Source organism: Oceaniglobus indicus (assembly GCF_002751875.1).
Classification (GTDB): Bacteria; Pseudomonadota; Alphaproteobacteria; order Rhodobacterales; family Rhodobacteraceae; genus Oceaniglobus; species Oceaniglobus indicus.
Genome location: NZ_NMZM01000001.1, coordinates 396,017 through 413,449, shown reverse-complemented (window position 1 = coordinate 413,449; position 17,433 = coordinate 396,017). Strand labels below are relative to the sequence as shown.

General features: G+C 65.8%; 16 protein-coding genes. 11 read left to right on the top strand and 5 right to left on the bottom strand.

Annotation, left to right across the window (positions count from 1 at the left end):
• Positions 1 to 75: 75 nt before the first annotated feature.
• The 3 genes from CFP68_RS01910 to CFP68_RS01900 all read left to right on the top strand — a co-directional run bounded on the left by CFP68_RS01910 (position 76) and on the right by CFP68_RS01900 (position 2,102).
• Positions 76 to 582, top strand: coding sequence for a peptidylprolyl isomerase (locus tag CFP68_RS01910; protein WP_099823864.1), 507 nt, complete (start codon positions 76 to 78; stop codon positions 580 to 582).
• Positions 575 to 1,129, top strand: a complete 555-nt coding sequence (locus CFP68_RS01905; RefSeq protein ID WP_099823862.1) for a peptidylprolyl isomerase — start codon at positions 575 to 577, stop codon at positions 1,127 to 1,129. The genes CFP68_RS01910 and CFP68_RS01905 overlap by 8 nt, the downstream gene beginning before the upstream one ends.
• A gap of 61 nt (positions 1,130 to 1,190) precedes the next feature.
• Complete coding sequence (locus CFP68_RS01900; RefSeq protein WP_099823859.1) at positions 1,191 to 2,102, top strand: DMT family transporter; 912 nt, start codon at positions 1,191 to 1,193, stop codon at positions 2,100 to 2,102.
• On the opposite strand, the gene CFP68_RS01895 is transcribed toward CFP68_RS01900, so the two are convergent.
• From CFP68_RS01895 to CFP68_RS01880, 4 genes are read right to left on the bottom strand one after another with little or no spacing between them, the layout of a single operon-like run.
• Positions 2,077 to 3,501 carry a protein adenylyltransferase SelO gene (locus CFP68_RS01895; RefSeq protein ID WP_099823857.1) on the bottom strand — a complete coding sequence of 475 codons (1,425 nt, stop codon included), beginning with the start codon at positions 3,499 to 3,501 and terminating at the stop codon, positions 2,077 to 2,079. The genes CFP68_RS01900 and CFP68_RS01895 overlap by 26 nt on opposite strands.
• Positions 3,502 to 3,558: 57 nt before the next feature.
• A complete protein-coding gene (locus CFP68_RS01890; RefSeq protein WP_099823854.1) occupies positions 3,559 to 3,999 on the bottom strand; it encodes a GNAT family N-acetyltransferase in 441 nt (146 codons plus the stop codon).
• Positions 3,996 to 4,958: a nucleoside hydrolase gene (locus CFP68_RS01885; protein ID WP_193825198.1), complete on the bottom strand. Its 963-nt coding sequence runs from the start codon at positions 4,956 to 4,958 to the stop codon at positions 3,996 to 3,998. Before CFP68_RS01885 ends, CFP68_RS01890 begins: the two co-directional genes overlap by 4 nt.
• A gap of 3 nt (positions 4,959 to 4,961) precedes the next feature.
• Positions 4,962 to 6,338, bottom strand: coding sequence for a M20/M25/M40 family metallo-hydrolase (locus CFP68_RS01880; RefSeq protein WP_099823849.1), 1,377 nt, complete (start codon positions 6,336 to 6,338; stop codon positions 4,962 to 4,964).
• A 160-nt stretch (positions 6,339 to 6,498) separates the two neighbouring features.
• On the opposite strand from CFP68_RS01880, the gene CFP68_RS01875 reads away from it, so the two are divergent.
• From CFP68_RS01875 to ispG, 3 genes are all read left to right on the top strand, one after another.
• Positions 6,499 to 7,095 (top strand): 5-aminolevulic acid synthase, encoded by a 597-nt coding sequence (locus CFP68_RS01875; protein WP_145953376.1) that lies wholly within the window; start codon positions 6,499 to 6,501, stop codon positions 7,093 to 7,095.
• Between the two features lie 332 nt (positions 7,096 to 7,427).
• Positions 7,428 to 8,663 (top strand): helix-turn-helix domain-containing protein, encoded by a 1,236-nt coding sequence (locus CFP68_RS01870; protein ID WP_099824200.1) that lies wholly within the window; start codon positions 7,428 to 7,430, stop codon positions 8,661 to 8,663.
• 89 nt (positions 8,664 to 8,752) lie between these two features.
• Positions 8,753 to 9,886 carry a flavodoxin-dependent (E)-4-hydroxy-3-methylbut-2-enyl-diphosphate synthase gene (gene ispG, locus CFP68_RS01865; RefSeq protein WP_099823845.1) on the top strand — a complete coding sequence of 378 codons (1,134 nt, stop codon included), beginning with the start codon at positions 8,753 to 8,755 and terminating at the stop codon, positions 9,884 to 9,886.
• 141 nt (positions 9,887 to 10,027) lie between these two features.
• Here the strand turns inward: ispG and CFP68_RS01860 are convergent, their stop codons facing one another.
• Complete coding sequence (locus tag CFP68_RS01860; RefSeq protein ID WP_099823843.1) at positions 10,028 to 10,777, bottom strand: DsbA family protein; 750 nt, start codon at positions 10,775 to 10,777, stop codon at positions 10,028 to 10,030.
• A gap of 218 nt (positions 10,778 to 10,995) precedes the next feature.
• On the opposite strand from CFP68_RS01860, the gene CFP68_RS01855 reads away from it, so the two are divergent.
• The 5 genes from CFP68_RS01855 (at position 10,996) to CFP68_RS01835 (ending at position 17,308) form a co-directional block, all read left to right on the top strand.
• Positions 10,996 to 11,949, top strand: coding sequence for a TAXI family TRAP transporter solute-binding subunit (locus tag CFP68_RS01855; protein WP_099823841.1), 954 nt, complete (start codon positions 10,996 to 10,998; stop codon positions 11,947 to 11,949).
• 53 nt (positions 11,950 to 12,002) lie between these two features.
• Entirely contained in the window at positions 12,003 to 13,772 is a 1,770-nt protein-coding gene (locus CFP68_RS01850) for a TRAP transporter permease (RefSeq protein WP_099823839.1), read from the top strand.
• Positions 13,773 to 13,934: 162 nt separating this feature from the next.
• Positions 13,935 to 14,516, top strand: coding sequence for a L,D-transpeptidase (locus CFP68_RS01845; RefSeq protein ID WP_099824198.1), 582 nt, complete (start codon positions 13,935 to 13,937; stop codon positions 14,514 to 14,516).
• A 47-nt stretch (positions 14,517 to 14,563) separates the two neighbouring features.
• Positions 14,564 to 16,114 carry a thiamine pyrophosphate-binding protein gene (locus CFP68_RS01840; protein WP_099823837.1) on the top strand — a complete coding sequence of 517 codons (1,551 nt, stop codon included), beginning with the start codon at positions 14,564 to 14,566 and terminating at the stop codon, positions 16,112 to 16,114.
• Between the two features lie 12 nt (positions 16,115 to 16,126).
• Positions 16,127 to 17,308, top strand: a complete 1,182-nt coding sequence (locus CFP68_RS01835; RefSeq protein ID WP_099823835.1) for a CaiB/BaiF CoA transferase family protein — start codon at positions 16,127 to 16,129, stop codon at positions 17,306 to 17,308.
• Positions 17,309 to 17,433 lie beyond the last annotated feature (125 nt).

The window sequence follows — 17,433 nt, the reverse complement described above, 5'->3', positions numbered from 1 at the left end:
GTTCCTCGCGCCTTTGCCCTTTTCCCCGCAGCCCGGCACGATTAGATTGCGCAGAACAGAATTTGAGGAATCCCAATGGCCGATATCAAAGATCCCGAAAACACCATCCTGATCGAACTGAAGGACGGCACGGTCACGATCGAACTTCTGCCCGATGTGGCCCCCAAGCATGTCGAGCGGATGAAGGAACTGGCCCGCGCCGGCGCCTATGACAACGTGGTGTTCCACCGCGTGATCGACGGCTTCATGGCCCAGACCGGCGATGTGTCCAACGGCAACGCCGAAAAGGATTTCAACATCCGCATGGCGGGCACGGGCGGATCCGACAAGCCGGATCTGCCGGCCGAGTTTTCCAAGCTGCCCCATGATCGCGGCACCATCGGCGCCGCCCGGTCGTCGAACCCGAATTCCGCCAACTCGCAGTTTTTCATCAACTTCTCCGACAACAACTTCCTGAACGGGCAATACACGGTGTATGGCCGAGTGATTTCAGGGATGGAACACGTCGACGCCATCGCCCGGGGCGAACCGCCCGCGAACCCCGACCGCATGATCAGCATGAAAGTGGCCGCAGATGCGTAAGCTCCTTCTCTCCGCCGCCCTGTCCACGCTTGCGGCACTGCCCGCCGCCGCCACCGGTCTGAAGATCGACGTGACCGGCGAGGCCAACGGCACCGTCACCATCGACCTGTTCGAGGACGCGGCCCCCCTGCACGTGGCCCGGATCACCGATCTGGCCCGCTCGGGCGCCTATGACAACGTGGTGTTCCACCGCGTGATCCAGGGCTTCATGGCTCAGACCGGCGATGTGGAATTCGGCAAGATGGGCAGCGACCTGCGCAAGGCCGGAACCGGCGGGTCGGACCAGCCCGACCTGAAAGCCGAGTTTTCGGACCGTCCGTTCGAGCGCGGCACCGTCGGCATGGCCCGCGCCGCAAGCCCGGATTCCGCCAATTCGCAGTTCTTCATCATGTTCGCCCCCGCGCCGCACCTTGACGGTCAATATACCGTCGTGGGCAAGGTCACGTCCGGCATGGACGTGGTCGACAACATCAAGCGCGGCGGCGGCAACACCGGCGCGGTCGCCGGTCAGCCCGACGTGATGACGAAGGTCACCGTCACCGACTGATCGCTGAATGGGCAACGGCCGGGCGGCTTGACTTCCCGCCCGGCCGGGCCAATGACGCGGCATGGAACGCAAACGCAACATCGACACCTTCGGGGTGGTCGCCCTTATCGCCTTTTCCCTGACGCTGGGCTTCAATCAGGTCGTGATCAAGGTCGGCAACGACGGGTTTCAGCCCGTGTTCGGTGCCGGTTTGCGGTCGTTCGGCGCCGTGATCTGCCTGCTGGCCTGGATGTGGCTGCGCGGCATCCCGGTGCGCATCCGCCCCGGCACCGCGCGCTATGGCCTGTTGCTGGGTGCGTTCTTTTCCGTCGAATTCCTGCTGCTGTTCACGGCGTTGGACCTGACGACGGTCAGCCGCACCAGCATCATCTTCTATACCATGCCGGTCTGGACCACCCTTGCCGCGCACTTCCTGCTGGACGGGGAACGGCTGTCGCGGATGAAGGCGGTGGGTCTGGCCATGGCGTTCATCGGCGTCGTCGTCGCGATCGGGGCGCGCGGTGGCGGCGGTCAGGAATCCTTGGCCGGTGACCTGTGCGCCCTGGGCGCGGCCCTGTGCTGGACCGGCATCGCACTGACGGCACGCGCCCCCGCGATGGAGGGGGTCGGCGCGTCGATGGCTCTTTTGTGGCAGATCGCCATTTCGGCCATGGTGCTGATCCCCGTGTCGTTCCTGTTCGGCCCGCCGATCCGCGATCTGGCACCCATCCACGTCTGGGCGATGGCGTTTCAGATCGTGATCGTCGCCTTCATGGGGTTCCTGATCTGGTTCTGGCTGCTGGGGCGTTATCCGGCGGGGCAGGTGGCGGCCTTCGGCTTCCTTTCGCCGGTGATCGGTGCCTTTCTGGGATGGGCGCTGCTGGGCGAACAGGTGGGACCATCGCTGGTGCTGGCCGCCGCGTTGGTGGCGGGGGGGCTGTTGCTGATCAACCGTCCGCCCGGGGGCTTCAGGTTCCGCAGAAGGTCTGCGTGACCTCCTGATCGGCCCGCGGCCCATCCGCGTAATCGGCGTGCTCGGCAAAGGGAGTCTGCAACGCCTCGCTCAATGCGTGGAACGGTGCAAGATCGCCGGCCAGACCGGCCCGGATCGCCGCCTCGACGTGGTGGTTGCGCGGGATGATCGCGGGGTTGCTGCGCGCCATCAGGGCGGCGCTTTCATCGGCGTCCAACGGATCGCGGGCGCGCCGGGCATTCCAGAGTGTCGCCCAGGTGTCAAACGCCGCCGGATCGTCGAAACCGTCACGCGCATCGCTGTCCAGACGCCTGAAGGTATTGGTGAAATCGGCACGGCCATGGGCCATCCGGTCCAGCAATCCGTGGATCAGATCGGCGTCTTCCTCCTCTTCTCCGGCCAGACCCAGCTTGGCACAGAACCGCGCCAGCCAGGCATCGGTGAACAGTGCCGGAAAGCGGTGGCAGGCGTCGGTCGCCTGTTGCACCGCGCGGTCGCGGTCGTCGCCCATCAGCGGCAACAGGCAGGTGGCGAACTGGGCCAGGTTCCAGATCGCGATATCGGGCTGCGCGCTGTAGGCATAGCGGCCGTTCCGGTCGATCGAGGAAAACACCTTGTCGGGGTGATAGGTGTCCATGAAGGCGCAGGGGCCATAATCGATGGTTTCGCCGGCCACCGACATGTTGTCGGTGTTCATCACGCCGTGGATGAACCCGACCGACATCCAGCCGGCGATCAGATCTGCCTGCGCCGCGATCACCGCGTTCAGCAGGTCCAGCCGTGTTTCGGCGTCGGGATAATGGCGGGCGATGACGTGATCGGTCAGCAGTTGCAGCGCCTCGGTGTCGCCACGGGCCGCGAAATACTGGAACGTGCCGACGCGGATGTGGCTGCGCGCGATCCGGGTCAGCACGGCGCCGGGATAGCGGCGTTCGCGGAACACGTCTTCGCCCGTGGTGACGGCGGCCAATGCGCGGGTCGTGCGGATGCCCAGGGCGTGCATCGCCTCGGACACGATGTATTCGCGCATCACCGGCCCGAGCCACGCGCGCCCATCGCCCATGCGGCTATAGGGCGTCGGGCCGGAGCCTTTCAATTGCAGGTCGTAACGCCCTGACGGCGTTTGGATTTCCCCGATCAGCAACGCGCGCCCGTCGCCCAGTTGCGGCGACCAGCCGCCGAACTGGTGCCCGGCATATACCTGCGCCAGCGGCGTGGCGCCGTCGGGCACGGCGTTGCCCGACAGGATCGCCACGCCTTCGGGCGAGGCCAGCGCAGCCGGGTCAAGCCCCAGATCCCGCGCCAACCGTTCGTTCACCCGGATCAGGCCGGGCTGCGCCACGGGTGTCGGCGGTTGGGCGGTGAAAAACCGCGTGGGAAGCCGGGCATAGCTGTTGTCGAAGGTGAAATGTGGGGTCATGGCAGGATCCTTTGACTGTCACCTAGGGCGTGCAGGCCCGTCTTGCCACCCGTGGCGTCACAGCTTGCGCGTCATGACCCGCGAGCCGTCGACGCCACGCATTCCGGCCCGTCGCCCAAGTGCCGCCGCACCCGGCGTGTCGATGTCGAATTCGATGCCGATGGCGCGCACGCCGTGGGGTGCCAGGGCGCCGGCCAGCGCGGTGATCGCGTCGCTGCCCATGCCGCGCTTGCGCACGCCGCTGCGGATGAAGATGTCGGTCACCCGCGCCTCGATCCCGCCGCGCTGCACCGCGTATCCGAAGGCCAGGATCAGGTATCCCACTGGCGCGCGGGGCGGGCCGATCAGATAGGCGGCGCCATGGGGCGTGCCCTCAACCAGGGGGGCCACCGCCTTGCGCAAGGCGTCGGGCTTGGTGATCTCGGGGTGGGCCACGGTGACAAGCGCCAGCAGCCGGTCAAGATCGTTCGCGCCCGCCAAGGTGAGGGTGACGCTCATCCCGTGGTCGCTGACGGGTCGGTATAACGTGACAGGCGTTCGGTCAGCAGATCGAAGAACCCCTGGGCATCCAAGTCGCCGATGAACGTGGCGTTGGGCGCGCGGTCGGTCACGCCCCACCAGTCGGCCACGGTCATGCCCATGGTCAGCTCCGAAACCGTCTCGATCTCGACGTTGATGAAACGCCCGGTGAACAGGTCGGGCGCCAGCAGATAGGCGATCACGCAGGGGTCGTGCAGCGGCGCGCCGCTGCTGCCGTACTTCTCCTTGTCGAAGCGTTCGAAGAAATCCGTCATCTCGGCCACCGCGCGGCCCACCTTGGTACCCAGATCGCGGAACGCCTGGTTGCGCTCGGCCGTCACCAATGCCTTGTGCGTCACGTCCAGCGGAAGAACGACGATATCGATGCCGGATCTGAACACGATATCCGCAGCTTGGGGATCGACGTAGATGTTGAACTCGGCCGTGGGCGTGATGTTGCCCACGTCGAAATATGCGCCCCCCATGAGGACGATTTTTTCAACACGTTCAATGATATCCGGGGCGGTCTTGAAAGCCTGCGCGAGGTTCGTCAACGGCCCCAACGCACAGAGCGTCACGGTCCCCGCATCCTCGCGCCGCAGGATGTCGATGATGGCATCCACCGCATGCCCTTCGGCCAGGGGCAGCACGGGTTCTGGCCATACCGGACCGTCCAGGCCGGTCTTGCCATGAACGTGTTCCGCCGTGACCAACGGACGCACCAGGGGGGTGTCGCATCCCGCATAAACTGGAACGTTCGGTTTGCCCGCCAACTCCCTGATGATGCGGGCGTTCTTCTCGGTCAAGGCCAGTGGAACATTGCCCGCGACGGCGGTGATCGCCAGCACGTCCAATTCATCCGGGCTGGCCAGGGCCAGCAGGATCGCGATGGCGTCGTCCTGGCCCGGATCGGTGTCGATGATGATCTTCTGTGCCATGATCTAACCCCGGCTCAGCGCATCGAGAACCCGCGCCCAGGCGCGCGTGCCCTTGTGGAAGCTTTCCATGTGGTATTTCTCGTTCGGCGAATGGATCTGGTCGTCGTCGCGGCCAAATCCGATCAGCATCGAATCCATGTCCAGGATCGACTTGAAGTGTCCCGCGATGGGAATCGATCCGCCGCCCCCGATATACGCGGCCTCGTTCGGCCATTCCGGCGACAGCGCGCGCCGGGCCAGTTCAAAGGCCGGATCGTCGATCGACATCCGCGCCGCCGGGTTGGCGCCGTGGCCCTTGAAGGTGACGGTGCAATCGGACGGCAGGCGGTCTTTCACGAAAGTGCGGAATGTCTCGCGGATCGCATGCGGATCCTGATCGCCGACAAGACGAAAGCTGATCTTGGCATGAGCTTGCGCCGGCAGCACAGTCTTGAACCCCGCGCCGGTATAGCCGCCCCAGATGCCGTTCACCTCGCAGGTCGGGCGCGCCCAGATCTGTTCCAGGGGCGTGCGGTCGGTTTCGCCGGCCGGTTCGCTCAGGCCCACGGCGCCAAGGAAAGCGGCCGCGTCGAACCCCAGGCCGTCCCATTGGGCGCGCAGTTCGTCCGAAATCTCGGGCACGGCGTCATAGAAGCCGGGCAGGGTGATGCGCCCGTCCTTGTCGTGCAGATCGCTGATGATGCTGGACAAGACGTGGATCGGGTTGCGCGCCGGCCCGCCGTAATAGCCCGAGTGCAGATCCTTGTCGGCGCCGGTGATCGTCAGCTCTTCGGTCAGGTTGCCGCGCAGCATGGTGACGATGGAGGGCGTGTCGGGATCGAACATCGCGGTATCGCAGATCAGCGCGATATCGGCGCGCAGCTCATCCGCGTTCTGCTCCATGAACGGCGTCAGCGAGGGCGAGCCGGATTCCTCTTCGCCCTCCAGCAGGAACGTCAGCTTGCAGGGCAGGCTTCCGTGGACGGCGACCCAGGCGCGGCAAGCCTCGACAAAGGTCATCAACTGGCCCTTGTCGTCGGCCGTCCCGCGGCCCCGGATCACCGGGCCGGTCGGTGTCTCCTCGACCTTGGGATCGAACGGATCGTTGTCCCACAACTCAAGCGGATCAACGGGTTGCACGTCATAGTGTCCATAGAACAACAGGTGCCGCCCACCGTCTCCGCCATGTCCCACGACCATCGGATGGCCCGGCGTCGCCCGGCTGTCGGCATCGATCCCCAGGCTTTGCAGGTCCGCGACCAGCCAATCGGCGGCGGCGCGGCAATCATCGGCAAAGGCGGGATCGGTCGAAATCGACGGAATGCGCAGAAGATCCATCAGGCGTTCGGTGGCCTGGGGCAGTTCCGCGTCGATGCGGGCCAAGACGGCGTCGAGACTCATCGGGGGCTCCTGATATATGGCGGTGGTTCGGGCGGACCCTAGCAGGCCGGGCCCCGCTGTCCAGACATCACGCGGGGCTTTGCCGACGGGCGACGAAGCACTGGCCAGCCCCCGCGCGGAACGCTAGGTCTTGGGCCAAAGACCATATGAGGATTTTGCGATGCGACTCCACATTTCAGCAACAGCCGCGCTGGCCGTCGGCGTGCTGGCGTCCGGCGGCGCAACCGCCCAGGGCATTTCCACCGAAGCCGAAGCGCGCGCCGCCCTGTTCCCGGCGAAGGGCGTGCGCGTCGTCGTGTTCAACCTGCCCGGCCTTTCGGACACGGTGAAGGCGGCGATCGGCGAACAGTTCCGCGGCCAGAAATACTATGGTGCCTTCGCGGTATCGTTGACCGGCTCGAAAATTGCCGGTGCCCAGGCGTCCGCGAACCACCACAGCATCGGCGCGGCCGAGCAGGCGGCGCTGGCGGCGTGCAACGCCTCGCGCACGGCGGGCGCGGCGGAATGCCGGATCGCGGCCCATATCCTGCCGCCGGGCTATGAAGCGCGGGCCCTGACATTGTCGGCCGACGCAACGGCGGGTTTCAACAACAGCTATGTCGGCGCCGGAAGCCCCAAGGCGCTGGCGATTTCGCCGTCAACCGGCGAATGGTCGATCGCCAAGGGGCAAGGTGCCGGTGCCGCCGCGACGACGTCGTGCAGCGGCGCGGCCCGCAGCCAGGGCGCATCGGATTGCCGCGTTGTCGTCGGCGACTGAAGCCTTGGGCGTATCGCATTGATCGGCAAGGGTTCTTTCGGTGCGATTGGCAGGGGTGTGGCCGTTCTTGCGGGGTCGCAGGGCGCAGTTGTGTGGCGCGGCGTGATCCTGCTGCGCCGCATCCCTGACGCCGCCGGGTTCCAGACGTCCGGCGCCGCCCGTCATCGCCGCAAACTTGGCGGTGCGCCTCTTGCGCTTATTCCCGCCGAACTTGAAAACACTACATTTTCTGCATGTGCAATGCGCCGCACCCTATGGTAACTTAATGCAAATCAGGCCGGCGCACGAATCGGCCGACAGGGGTGTTTGGCAGTGGCAAGTGGATGGGCGACATGATCCGACGGTTTCGGGCGGCGCAGGTGATCGAGGATGAAACTCCCCGAGGCTTTGATGATTTCGACCTTAGACTCGGCGATGTCATGCGCGGTGAACGCGCGACCCTCGGAAAATCTCTTCTCGATGTTCAGCGTGAATTGAAGATCAAGGCGACGTATATCGCCGCCATCGAGAATGCCGATCCCCAGGCGTTCGAGACACCGGGCTTCATCGCCGGATACGTCCGCTCGTATGCGCGTTATCTGGGTCTGGACCCCGAGTGGGCCTACAAGGCCTTCTGTGCCGAAGGCAATTTCGAGACGGCCCACGGCATGTCATCCGCCGCGTCGTCCAAACGGTCTGAACCGCGTCAGGGCGATCTGCGGCACCGCGACCCTTTCGCCGACAACTCGGCCTTGTTCGCGCCCGTGGCGCCCAGCCTGCTGTCGCGGATCGAACCCGGTGCCATCGGATCGACCCTGGTGCTTCTGGCGCTGATCGGTGGGCTGGGATACGGCGGATACGCCGTGCTGAACGAAGTGCAGAAGGTTCAGTTCGTGCCGGTCGACCAGACCCCCGGCGTGGTGTCCGAGCTGGACCCCTTGGCGGCGGCAACCGCGAAACTGCCGGTGGGCGACGATGCGGTCGCGGGCGTCACGCCGCGCGAACCCGACAGCTTTGACCGGCTTTATCGCCCCCAGGCCTTGGATGTTCCGGTGATGATCGCGCGCGATGGCCCCATCGCCACGCTGAAGCCCGCTGGCCTGTCGACGGCGGCCATGGCGCAGGCCGGCGCCCGGTCCGACACGGCCACCGCAACGGCGCCCATCATGCCGGGCATGCCCGAAAACATCGGCGCCGCTTCCGGTGACGAAGACGCGATCCAGGTGGTGGCCGAGAATGTTCCCGAAGTCGTGATGTTCGCGGTGCGCGAGTCTTGGGTGCGGGTCAAGGCGGCCGACGGGTCGGTGATCTATGAACGGATCATGAGCAAGGGCGACCGGTTCGTCCTGCCGAAAACCGAAGAGGCCGCGACCCTGCTGACCGGCGAATCCGGGGCGATCTATTTCGCGGTGAACGGCGATCCCTATGGCCCGGCGGGTCGCAGCGGCCAGGTGACCAAGAACCTGGACCTGACCGCCGAGAACCTGCGCCAGCAGTATCAGGTGGCCGACCTGAGCGATGACGGAGATCTGGCCACCGTGGTTGCTGACGCCTCGCTGCTTGCACCGCGCGACCCCGTGACGCCCTAGCGCGGGGTTCGTTCGCCGGAACCGTTGCGCCGCACCCCCGGCTGACCTATCTCACCGGGTGCACGCCGAACAGAGTCAAGGTCTTCCAGATGTCGCACAATCCGATCCGTCCGTGGCGCAATATCCAACGGCGCAAAAGCCGCCAGATCATGGTCGGCAAGGTTCCGGTCGGCGGCGACGCGCCGATTTCCGTCCAGACGATGACGAACACCGACAGCGGCGACGTCAAGGCGACGCTGGCCCAGGTGATTGCCGCGGCCGACGCGGGCGCCGACATCGTGCGCATTTCGGCACCGGACCAGGCGGCGACGCGGGCGCTGAAGGAGATCGTGCGCGAGAGCCCGGTGCCGATCGTCGCGGACATCCACTTTCACTACAAACGCGCGATCGAGGCAGCCGAGGCGGGCGTGGGCTGCCTGCGGATCAACCCCGGCAACATCGGCGACGAGAGCCGCGTGAAAGAGGTGATCAGGGCCGCCCGCGACAACGCCTGTTCCATCCGCATCGGCGTGAATGCCGGATCGCTCGAGCGTCACCTGCTGGAAAAATACGGTGAACCCTGTCCGGATGCGATGGTCGAATCCGGGCTCGAGCATATCCGCATCCTGCAGGACAACGACTTTCACGAATTCAAGATCTCGTGCAAGGCGTCGGACGTGTTCATGGCCGCCGCCGCCTACCAGGCGCTGGCCGACGCCACCGACGCACCGATCCACCTGGGCATCACCGAAGCGGGCGGGCTGACCAGCGGCACCATCAAATCGGCCATCGGCCTTGGCAACCTGCTGTGGATGGGGGTCGGCGACACCATCCGCGTCTCGCTCTCGGCCGACCCGGTCGAAGAGGTGAAGGTCGGGTTCGAAATCCTGAAATCCCTGGGCCTGCGCCACCGCGGCGTGAACATCATTTCCTGCCCGTCCTGCGCGCGCCAGGGGTTCGACGTCATCAAGACGGTCGAGGCTCTGGAAAAGCGGCTGGAACACATCAAGACCCCGATGAGCCTCAGCATCATCGGCTGTGTCGTGAACGGACCGGGCGAGGCGCTGATGACCGACGTCGGCTTCACCGGCGGCGGTGCCGGGTCGGGTATGGTTTACCTCGCCGGCAAGCAGAGTCACAAGCTGAGCAACGCGCAGATGATCGATCACATCGTCGAACAGGTGGAAAAGCGCGCAGAGGCGATCGAAGCCGAAACAGCCGCGGCTGACCGCGCGGCAGAATGATCAGGCCGGAGCGCCTGTCGTGACGACGGGCGCCTCCGGCGGGAGTATTTCGGTCGGTAAGAAAACCGGCGTTGCTTTTTCTTGCTCCAAATACTCAAAACCCGAACCCGGCGGTAAACGCGCCGCCGGAAGGGGCGCGCCTCACTCGTCGCGTTGCGCGGCCACCAGTTGTTCCATGGTGTCGAGCGGCACATAGCCACGCACCATCTGGTCGCCGAAGACGAAGCTGGGCGTGCCGTTGATGCGCAGTGTCTGGCCCAGGGCGCGGTTTGCGGCGATGATGCGGTCGATCTCGGGGTCGTCCATGCCGGCCATGATGGCGTCGCCGTCCAGATCGCTGTCTTCGGCCAGGGCGCGCAGCGAGGCTTCGGTGACATCGGCGCGCAGGTTCATCAGCGCGTCATAGATGGTGCCGTAGGCGGCATCGCCCGCGACCTTCTTGACCGACAGGGCGAACCGCGACGCCAGCACCGATTCGTCGCCGAGGATGGGAAATTCCTTTACGATCAGTCGGATATTGCCATCGCGCGCCAGAAGTTCGGCGACTTCGGGATGCGCCTTGCGGCAGTATCCGCAGCGGTAGTCGATGAATTCGACCATGGTCACATCGCCCTCGGGGTTGCCCGCGACATAGGAGTGGCCGTCGTTGAACAGGGCGTCGGCGTTGTCTTCCAGAAGCTGGGCGTCGCCGACGGCCTGTTCGTTCGCCTGGCGTTGTTCCAGCACGGCGATGGCTTCCATCAGGACCTGGGGATTCTCCAGCAGATAGGCGCGCACCTCGGTGCCGAAGGCGGCGCGTTCGGCCGGAGTCATGTCGGTCAATCCCTCGGACAGGACCGGTGTTGCAAGGCCGAGGGCAAGGGCGAAGGCGGACAGGGAAAGACGGCTCATCAGGGGCTCCGGCAAGGGGGGCGGGACACAGGCCCGGGTCGGCGCGCACAATGGCAGAGCCGCGTCCGAGTGCAAGTGCGGCGGGCGCATTCTCACGCGGGATTGTTTGTGGGTGCTGTTTCGCCGGGCATTTGCACTTGTGTCCCGGGCGGTGGGCCGCTCTATGGGTGCCATCGGCCGCGAGTGCCGCCTGATCGACAACCACGGGAGAGGATACCATGATCCATTTCAGACACGCCGCCCTGACGCTTTGCGCATTGGCGTTGGCCGCGCCGGCCATGGCACAGACACGCGTCACGTATAAATCGGCCAAGACCGGATCGTCGTATTACCAGATGGGCGTCGAATTCGCCGAGGCGATCAAGTCGGGCACCGGTGGCGACATTTCCGTGACGGTCGAGGAAAGCCAGGGGTCGGTCCAGAACGTCATGGAGGTGCGCGCGCGCGGCGGCGATTACGTCTTCACCACGCCACCCGCCCTGGTCGGTGCTGCCCAGAAGGCGGCCGGCCCGTTCGAGGGCAAGGGCGATACGTCGTTCGACGGCATCCGTGCGCTGTTTCCGATTCCCAGCCTGACGATGCATTTCGTGATGTCCGCCGACAGTGGCGTGACGGATCTGGCCGGTCTTGCCGGCACCACGATCCTTCTGGGCTCCGGCTCGTTCGGGGCGACCGAAGGTGCGAAGTATCTCGAGATGTTCGGGCTGACGGACAAGGTGACGATCGCGGATTCCGAATTGTCCAACGCCGTGGCGGCGCTGAAGAACGGCCAGATCGACGGCTTCGTGACGGCCGGTTCCTATCCCGCCCCCAATGTGATCGAGGCGGCGGCCTCCACCCCCGTCACCATCCTGTCGATGACCGACGACCAGGTCGCGGCCAGCAAGCGCACCAAGCTGGTGATCCCCGCGGGCACCTATGCCGGGCAGGAGGGGGATGTCACCACCACGTCGTTGCCGGTCGTGGCCTATACCACCGACAAGATGGATGACGAAACCGCCTATACCCTGACGAAAACGTTCTGGGAGGAGCGCGAGCGCCTGGCCAACAACGCGCCGTGGTGGGCCGCCGTCAAGACCGACATGCTGGAAAACGTGACGACCCGGATCCATGCCGGTGCGGTGCGTTACTATGAAGAAGCCGGGATCGAGCTGAGCGACGCCCAGAAGTAAGCGATCCGCCGCCGCGCCTGCATCGGTGCGGCGGCGTTGTCGGAGGACCGCCCATGCCTGCCTTGTCCCGCGCCTTCTGGGTGGCGTTCGGTGCGCTGAGTTGCGCATTTCATATCGGGTTGATCTTTTCCGGCCTTGTCCCGAACCTCGTCGCGCGCCCGCTGCACATGGCGCTGGTGTTGCCCTTCGTGTTCCTGTTCGCGCCGCGCGGTCGCTGGGGGCTGATCTCGGGCGCGGTCCTGACCGTGGCCGGGGTGGGCGCCTGTCTTTGGGTGGCCCTGAATGTCGACATGCTGCGCAACCAGTACGGATTTCTCGAAAGCCCCGGGCAGGTGGCGTTGGCGTTCCTGTTGCTGGCCGTCACGCTTGAAGCGGCGCGCCGGGCGATCGGCTGGCCATTGCCGCTGGTGGCGCTGGCGGCGCTGCTCTACGGGCTGTTCGGCCAGCATATTCCGGGCCAGTTCGGCCATGCCGGGACACCGCTGCGCAGTTTTCTGGGCACATTGACCATCGCCGAAGGCGGCATCTGGGGATCGCTGACCGGCGTTTCCGTCGGCGTCGTGTCGGTGTTCGTGATCTTCGGCGCGGTCCTGAACGCCGGCGAGGCCGGGCAGGGGTTCATGAACGTCGCCTCGGCCGCGGCCGGTCGTCTGACCGGCGGCGCGGCGAAGGTCGCGGTTCTGTCGTCGGCCCTGTTCGGGTCGATATCGGGGTCGGCATCCGCCAACGTGGCGTCGACGGGGGCGATCACCTTGCCGGCCATGACGAAACTGGGATACCCGAGAAAGCTGGCCGGCGCGGTCGAGGCGGTGGCGTCGTCGGGCGGCCAGATCATGCCGCCGCTGATGGGTGCGGGCGCCTTCGTGATGGTCGAGCTGACGGGGGTGCCCTATGTCGAGATCATGGGCGCCGCGCTGTTGCCCGCGATCCTGTATTTCCTGGCGGTGTGGGTCGGGATTGACGCCTATTCCCAGCGATACGAGCTGAAGGGCGTGCCGGTCGATCAACGCCCCGACCGGCGGGCGGTTCTGGTCACCTCGGGGTTTTTCCTGATCCCCTTTACCTTGCTGATGTGGGGCATGTTCGCCGCCGCCTTCACGCCACAATACGCAGCGGCGCTGGCGGTGCTGGCGGGCGCGGTCCTGTTGTTCTTCGATGCGGCGCCGTCGTTCAATCTGCGTCAGGGCGGCCATCGATTGGCCCGTGCCGTGGTCGAGGCCGGCCGTCAGGTCGCGATGATCGGCGCCATCATCCTGTGCGCGTCGATCGTGATCGGGGTGCTGGGGATCACCGGTCTGGGGGTCAAGCTGACCTCGGGCATCGTCGGGCTGTCGGGGGGCATGCTGTGGCCGTCGCTGTTGCTGACGGCGCTGGCCTGTCTGTTGCTGGGCATGGAAGTGCCGACCACGGCTGCCTATGTCATCTGCGTTTCCGTGGCGGGTCCGGCGCTGATCGAATTGGGGATCGCCCCGCTTCAGGCGCATCTGTTCGTGTTCTGGTTCGCGCTGCTGTCCACCATCACGCCGCCGGTTTGCGGCGCCGTGTTCATTGCCGCGGGGATGGTGAATGAGAACTGGCTGAAGGTGGCGGGCTGCGCGATGTCGCTGGGGATCGGGCTGTACCTGATCCCGCTGGGCATGATCGCCAACCCCAAGCTGATCGCGCTGTTCACCGATCCGCTGTGGGCGCTGTGGGCGTTTGCGCGGCTGGCTGTCGGGCTCGGCCTGATCTCGTTCGCGTTGATCGGGCGCGGCCGGCTGTGGGTGCGCGGGGCGTTTCTGATCGGCGGGCTGTTCAGCCTGTTCGCGCGCGCCATCGTCTGAGGCGTGCCGTAAATAGCGCGTGAGACGGGACACAGGGCGCGCGAAAACACCCGGAACGCTATTGTCAGGGAACAGGACGCGTCGCACATTCATTATACACGCGATTCGATGCGCTTGTCGTGCTGCCGACGGCGCCGGAATGACAGAAAGGCTTGAGTAATGATGAACCGCAGGACAATGCTGCAAACGGGTGCTGCCCTGGGGCTTCTGGGTGCCACGCCACTGGCCGCCGCGCCGCGCATTCCCACCTATGACGTCCCCGAGAAGTTCAAACCGCGTTACGTGACCCTTCGGGTCGATCTTGCGCCAAATGAAATCCACGTGCTGCCCGATGAATTCGCGCTTTACTGGACGCTGCCCGACCGGCAGGCGATCCGTTATACGGTCGGCATCGGCCGGCCCGGGCTGTACGAGCCCGGCGAATTCTATGTCGGCGCGAAAAAGGAGTTTCCAAGCTGGACGCCGACCCCCGACATGATCAAGCGCGATCCGGGTTCCTATGCGAAATACAAGGACGGGCTTGCCGGTGGTCTGACCAACCCGCTGGGCGCACGGGCGCTGTATCTGTTCAAGCCGGGCATCGGCGACACCTTCCTGCGGATCCACGGCACGCATCTGCCGAACACGATCGGGCGGGCCGTGTCCAACGGCTGTGCGCGGTTGGTCAACGACCAGGCCGCTGATCTTTATGCACGGGTGCCGATGAATTCGCGCGTCAAGCTGTATCACAAGATCGGAACCTGATCCGCCGGAATGCCTGAAGCACCCTCGTTCCAGCGAAAGACCGGATCATGAGCGATGCGCCCCGCGCCGCCGATATCGTTGCCCGCCGCCTGCACGCGGCGGGTTGTCGCCATGCCTTTGGCGTGGCGGGCGGCGCGGTTGCGGCCCTGATCGACGCGCTGGACCAGGCGGGCATCGCATTTCATCGCTGCACCCATGAAAACGCCGCCGGCTTCATGGCCGAGGGGGTGCATCAGGTTGACGGTGCCCCGGCCGTTCTGGTGACAACCGCCGGTCCGGGTGCGATGGCGGCTGTCAACGTCGTGGCCCAGGCACACAAGGACAGGGTGCCGCTGATCGTGTTGACAGGTTGTGTCGATGGCATCGAGGCGCAGACCCACACCCACCAAGTGCTGGAACACAGCGCGGTTTTCGCACCGATCACCAAGGCGGCCTTCACGCTCGACGCTGCCGCCGCCGGGGTGATCGCCGACAAGGCCGTGGCCATCACCACCGAAGGACGGGCGGGGCCGGTGCATATCGACGTGCCGCCCGCGGTGGCGGGCGCGCAGGGTGTGGCGATGGCGGGCAGGCGGGCCGTGCCCGCGCCGGTGATCCCGGCCAATCTGAGCAAGGCCAACCGCTGGATTTCCGAAGCCGACCGCCCGATCATGATCGTCGGGCTTGACGTGCTGAAGGACGGCGGCGCCGACACGGTGCGCGCCTTTGCAACCGCCAACTCGATCCCCGTTATCACCACCTGCAAGGCCAAGGGCTTGCTGTCCGAGGATCACCCCCTCTCGCTGGGCGTTGCCGGGCTTTCGTCGCAGGCGGATAATATCCTGTTGCCGCTGTTGGATCAGGCCGATCTGATCCTGTGCGTGGGCTATGACCCCGTCGAAATGCGCACCGGGTGGCGCGATGCGTGGAACCCTGATGAAACGCGCGTGATCGACATCCACGGTGCGCCCAATCATCACTACATGCACCACGCGTCGCTGTCCTTCGTGGCCGATACCGGCGCGACCCTTGCGGCGTTGGGGCCGTTGCCGGTGCGCCCTTTGTGGACCGACGGCCAGATCGCGGCCGCGCGGGATGCCCTGGCCGCCGCCTTTGATGACGGTGAGGCCTGGGGCCCGGCGGCGGTGATTGCGCTTTGCCGTGATGTCTTGCCGGACGATACGATCGCAACGGTCGACGGTGGGGCACACCGTATCTTGATCAGCCAGATGTGGCGTTGTCGGACGCCACGGACACTGCTGCAATCGTCGGGGCTGGGTGCCATGGGATGCGCCTTGCCGCTGGCCCTGGGGGTGAAACTGGCCGCGCCGGATCGCCCCGTCGTGGCGTTTTCGGGGGCGGCCGGTTTCTTGCGGGTGGCGGGTGAACTGGCCACGGCGGCCGCGATGGGTCTTCCCGCGGCGGTCGTGGTGTTCGTCGACGCATCGCCCGCTCCGGCGCAGGATGTGGCCGCCATCGGCCGCGCCTTCGGGGGCGACGGTGTCATAGTTCATGATCGCGACGGGTTGCGCGCGGCACTGGACTCCGCGCTGGCGTCCGATAGGGTCACGGTGATCGGCGCCGCGATCGACGCGCGCGCCCACGACGACCGGAACTGAGGGGGGGGCGGAATGGCGGGCGCACTGGATGGATTGAAGATCGTCGATCTGACACGGATCCTGGCCGGGCCCACCTGCACCCAACTGCTGGGCGATCTGGGGGCCGAGGTTGTGAAGATCGAGAATCCCTCGACCCAAGGCGACGACACGCGATCCTGGGGGCCGCCCTTCGCGCGGGATGCCGACGGCGGGAACACCGACCTTTCGGCCTATTTCATGTGCGCCAACCGCAACAAGCTGTCGGTCGCGCTGGACATTGCCACGCCGGAAGGACAGGCGGCCGTGCGCGCGATGGTCGCCGAGGCGGATGTTCTGGTCGAGAATTTCAAGCCGGGGGGCCTGACAAAATACGGTCTGGACGCGGACACGATGCTGAAGCTGAACCCGCGGCTGGTCTATTGTTCGATCTCGGGCTACGGGCACACCGGGCCGAACGCCTCGAAGCCCGGGTATGACCTGATGGCGCAGGGGTATGGGGGCATCATGTCGCTGACGGGTGCGGCGGATGGCGAGCCGATGAAGGTCGGCGTGGGCATCGCCGACGTGATGTGCGGCATGTATGCCTGTGTCGGCATCCTGGCCGCCCTGCGCCACCGCGATGCGACCGGCGAGGGGCAGCATATCGACATCGCGTTAGTCGACAGCCAGATCGCGTGGATGATCAACGAAGGCGTCAATTACCTGACCTCGGGCGATCTGCCCAAGCGGCGCGGCAACGCGCACCCGAATATCGTGCCCTATCAGGTGTTCGCTACCTCTGACGGGCATGTCATCGTCGCCGTGGGCAACGACACGCAGTTCATCCGCTTCTGCGATTTCCTGAACCTGCCCGATCTGGCGACCGACCTGCGCTTTGCCACCAACCCCGCGCGGCTGGCGAACCGCGATGCGCTGATCCCGCTGCTTGAGCCCGCGTTGGCCGCGCGCAGTATGGCCGAGGTGATCGAGGGGCTCGAGGCGCGGCGCGTGCCGGTTGGGCCGGTCCAGACCATGGACCAGGTGTTCGCCTCGGATCAGGTGGCGGCGCGCGGCATGGTGGCCGAAGTTCCGACCCCCGGGGTCGAAGGCGAGAGCGTGCGCCTGATCGGCAACCCGCTGAAACTGTCGCTCACACCTGTCACCTATCGCCGTCCGCCGCCCCGTTTCGGTGCGGATACCGACGCGGTGCTGGGGCAGCTGTTGTCCGAAAGCTGACAGCGCATCGCCTGGCGTGTCAAAAGGCGACGGCTGAGCCCACCGTGCAACCCCCGTTGCGGCCCGGCGCGGAAAAGTTCCCTCGGAACCCCTGTTAAATAACACCTCCGGGCGGGAAGGCGCCT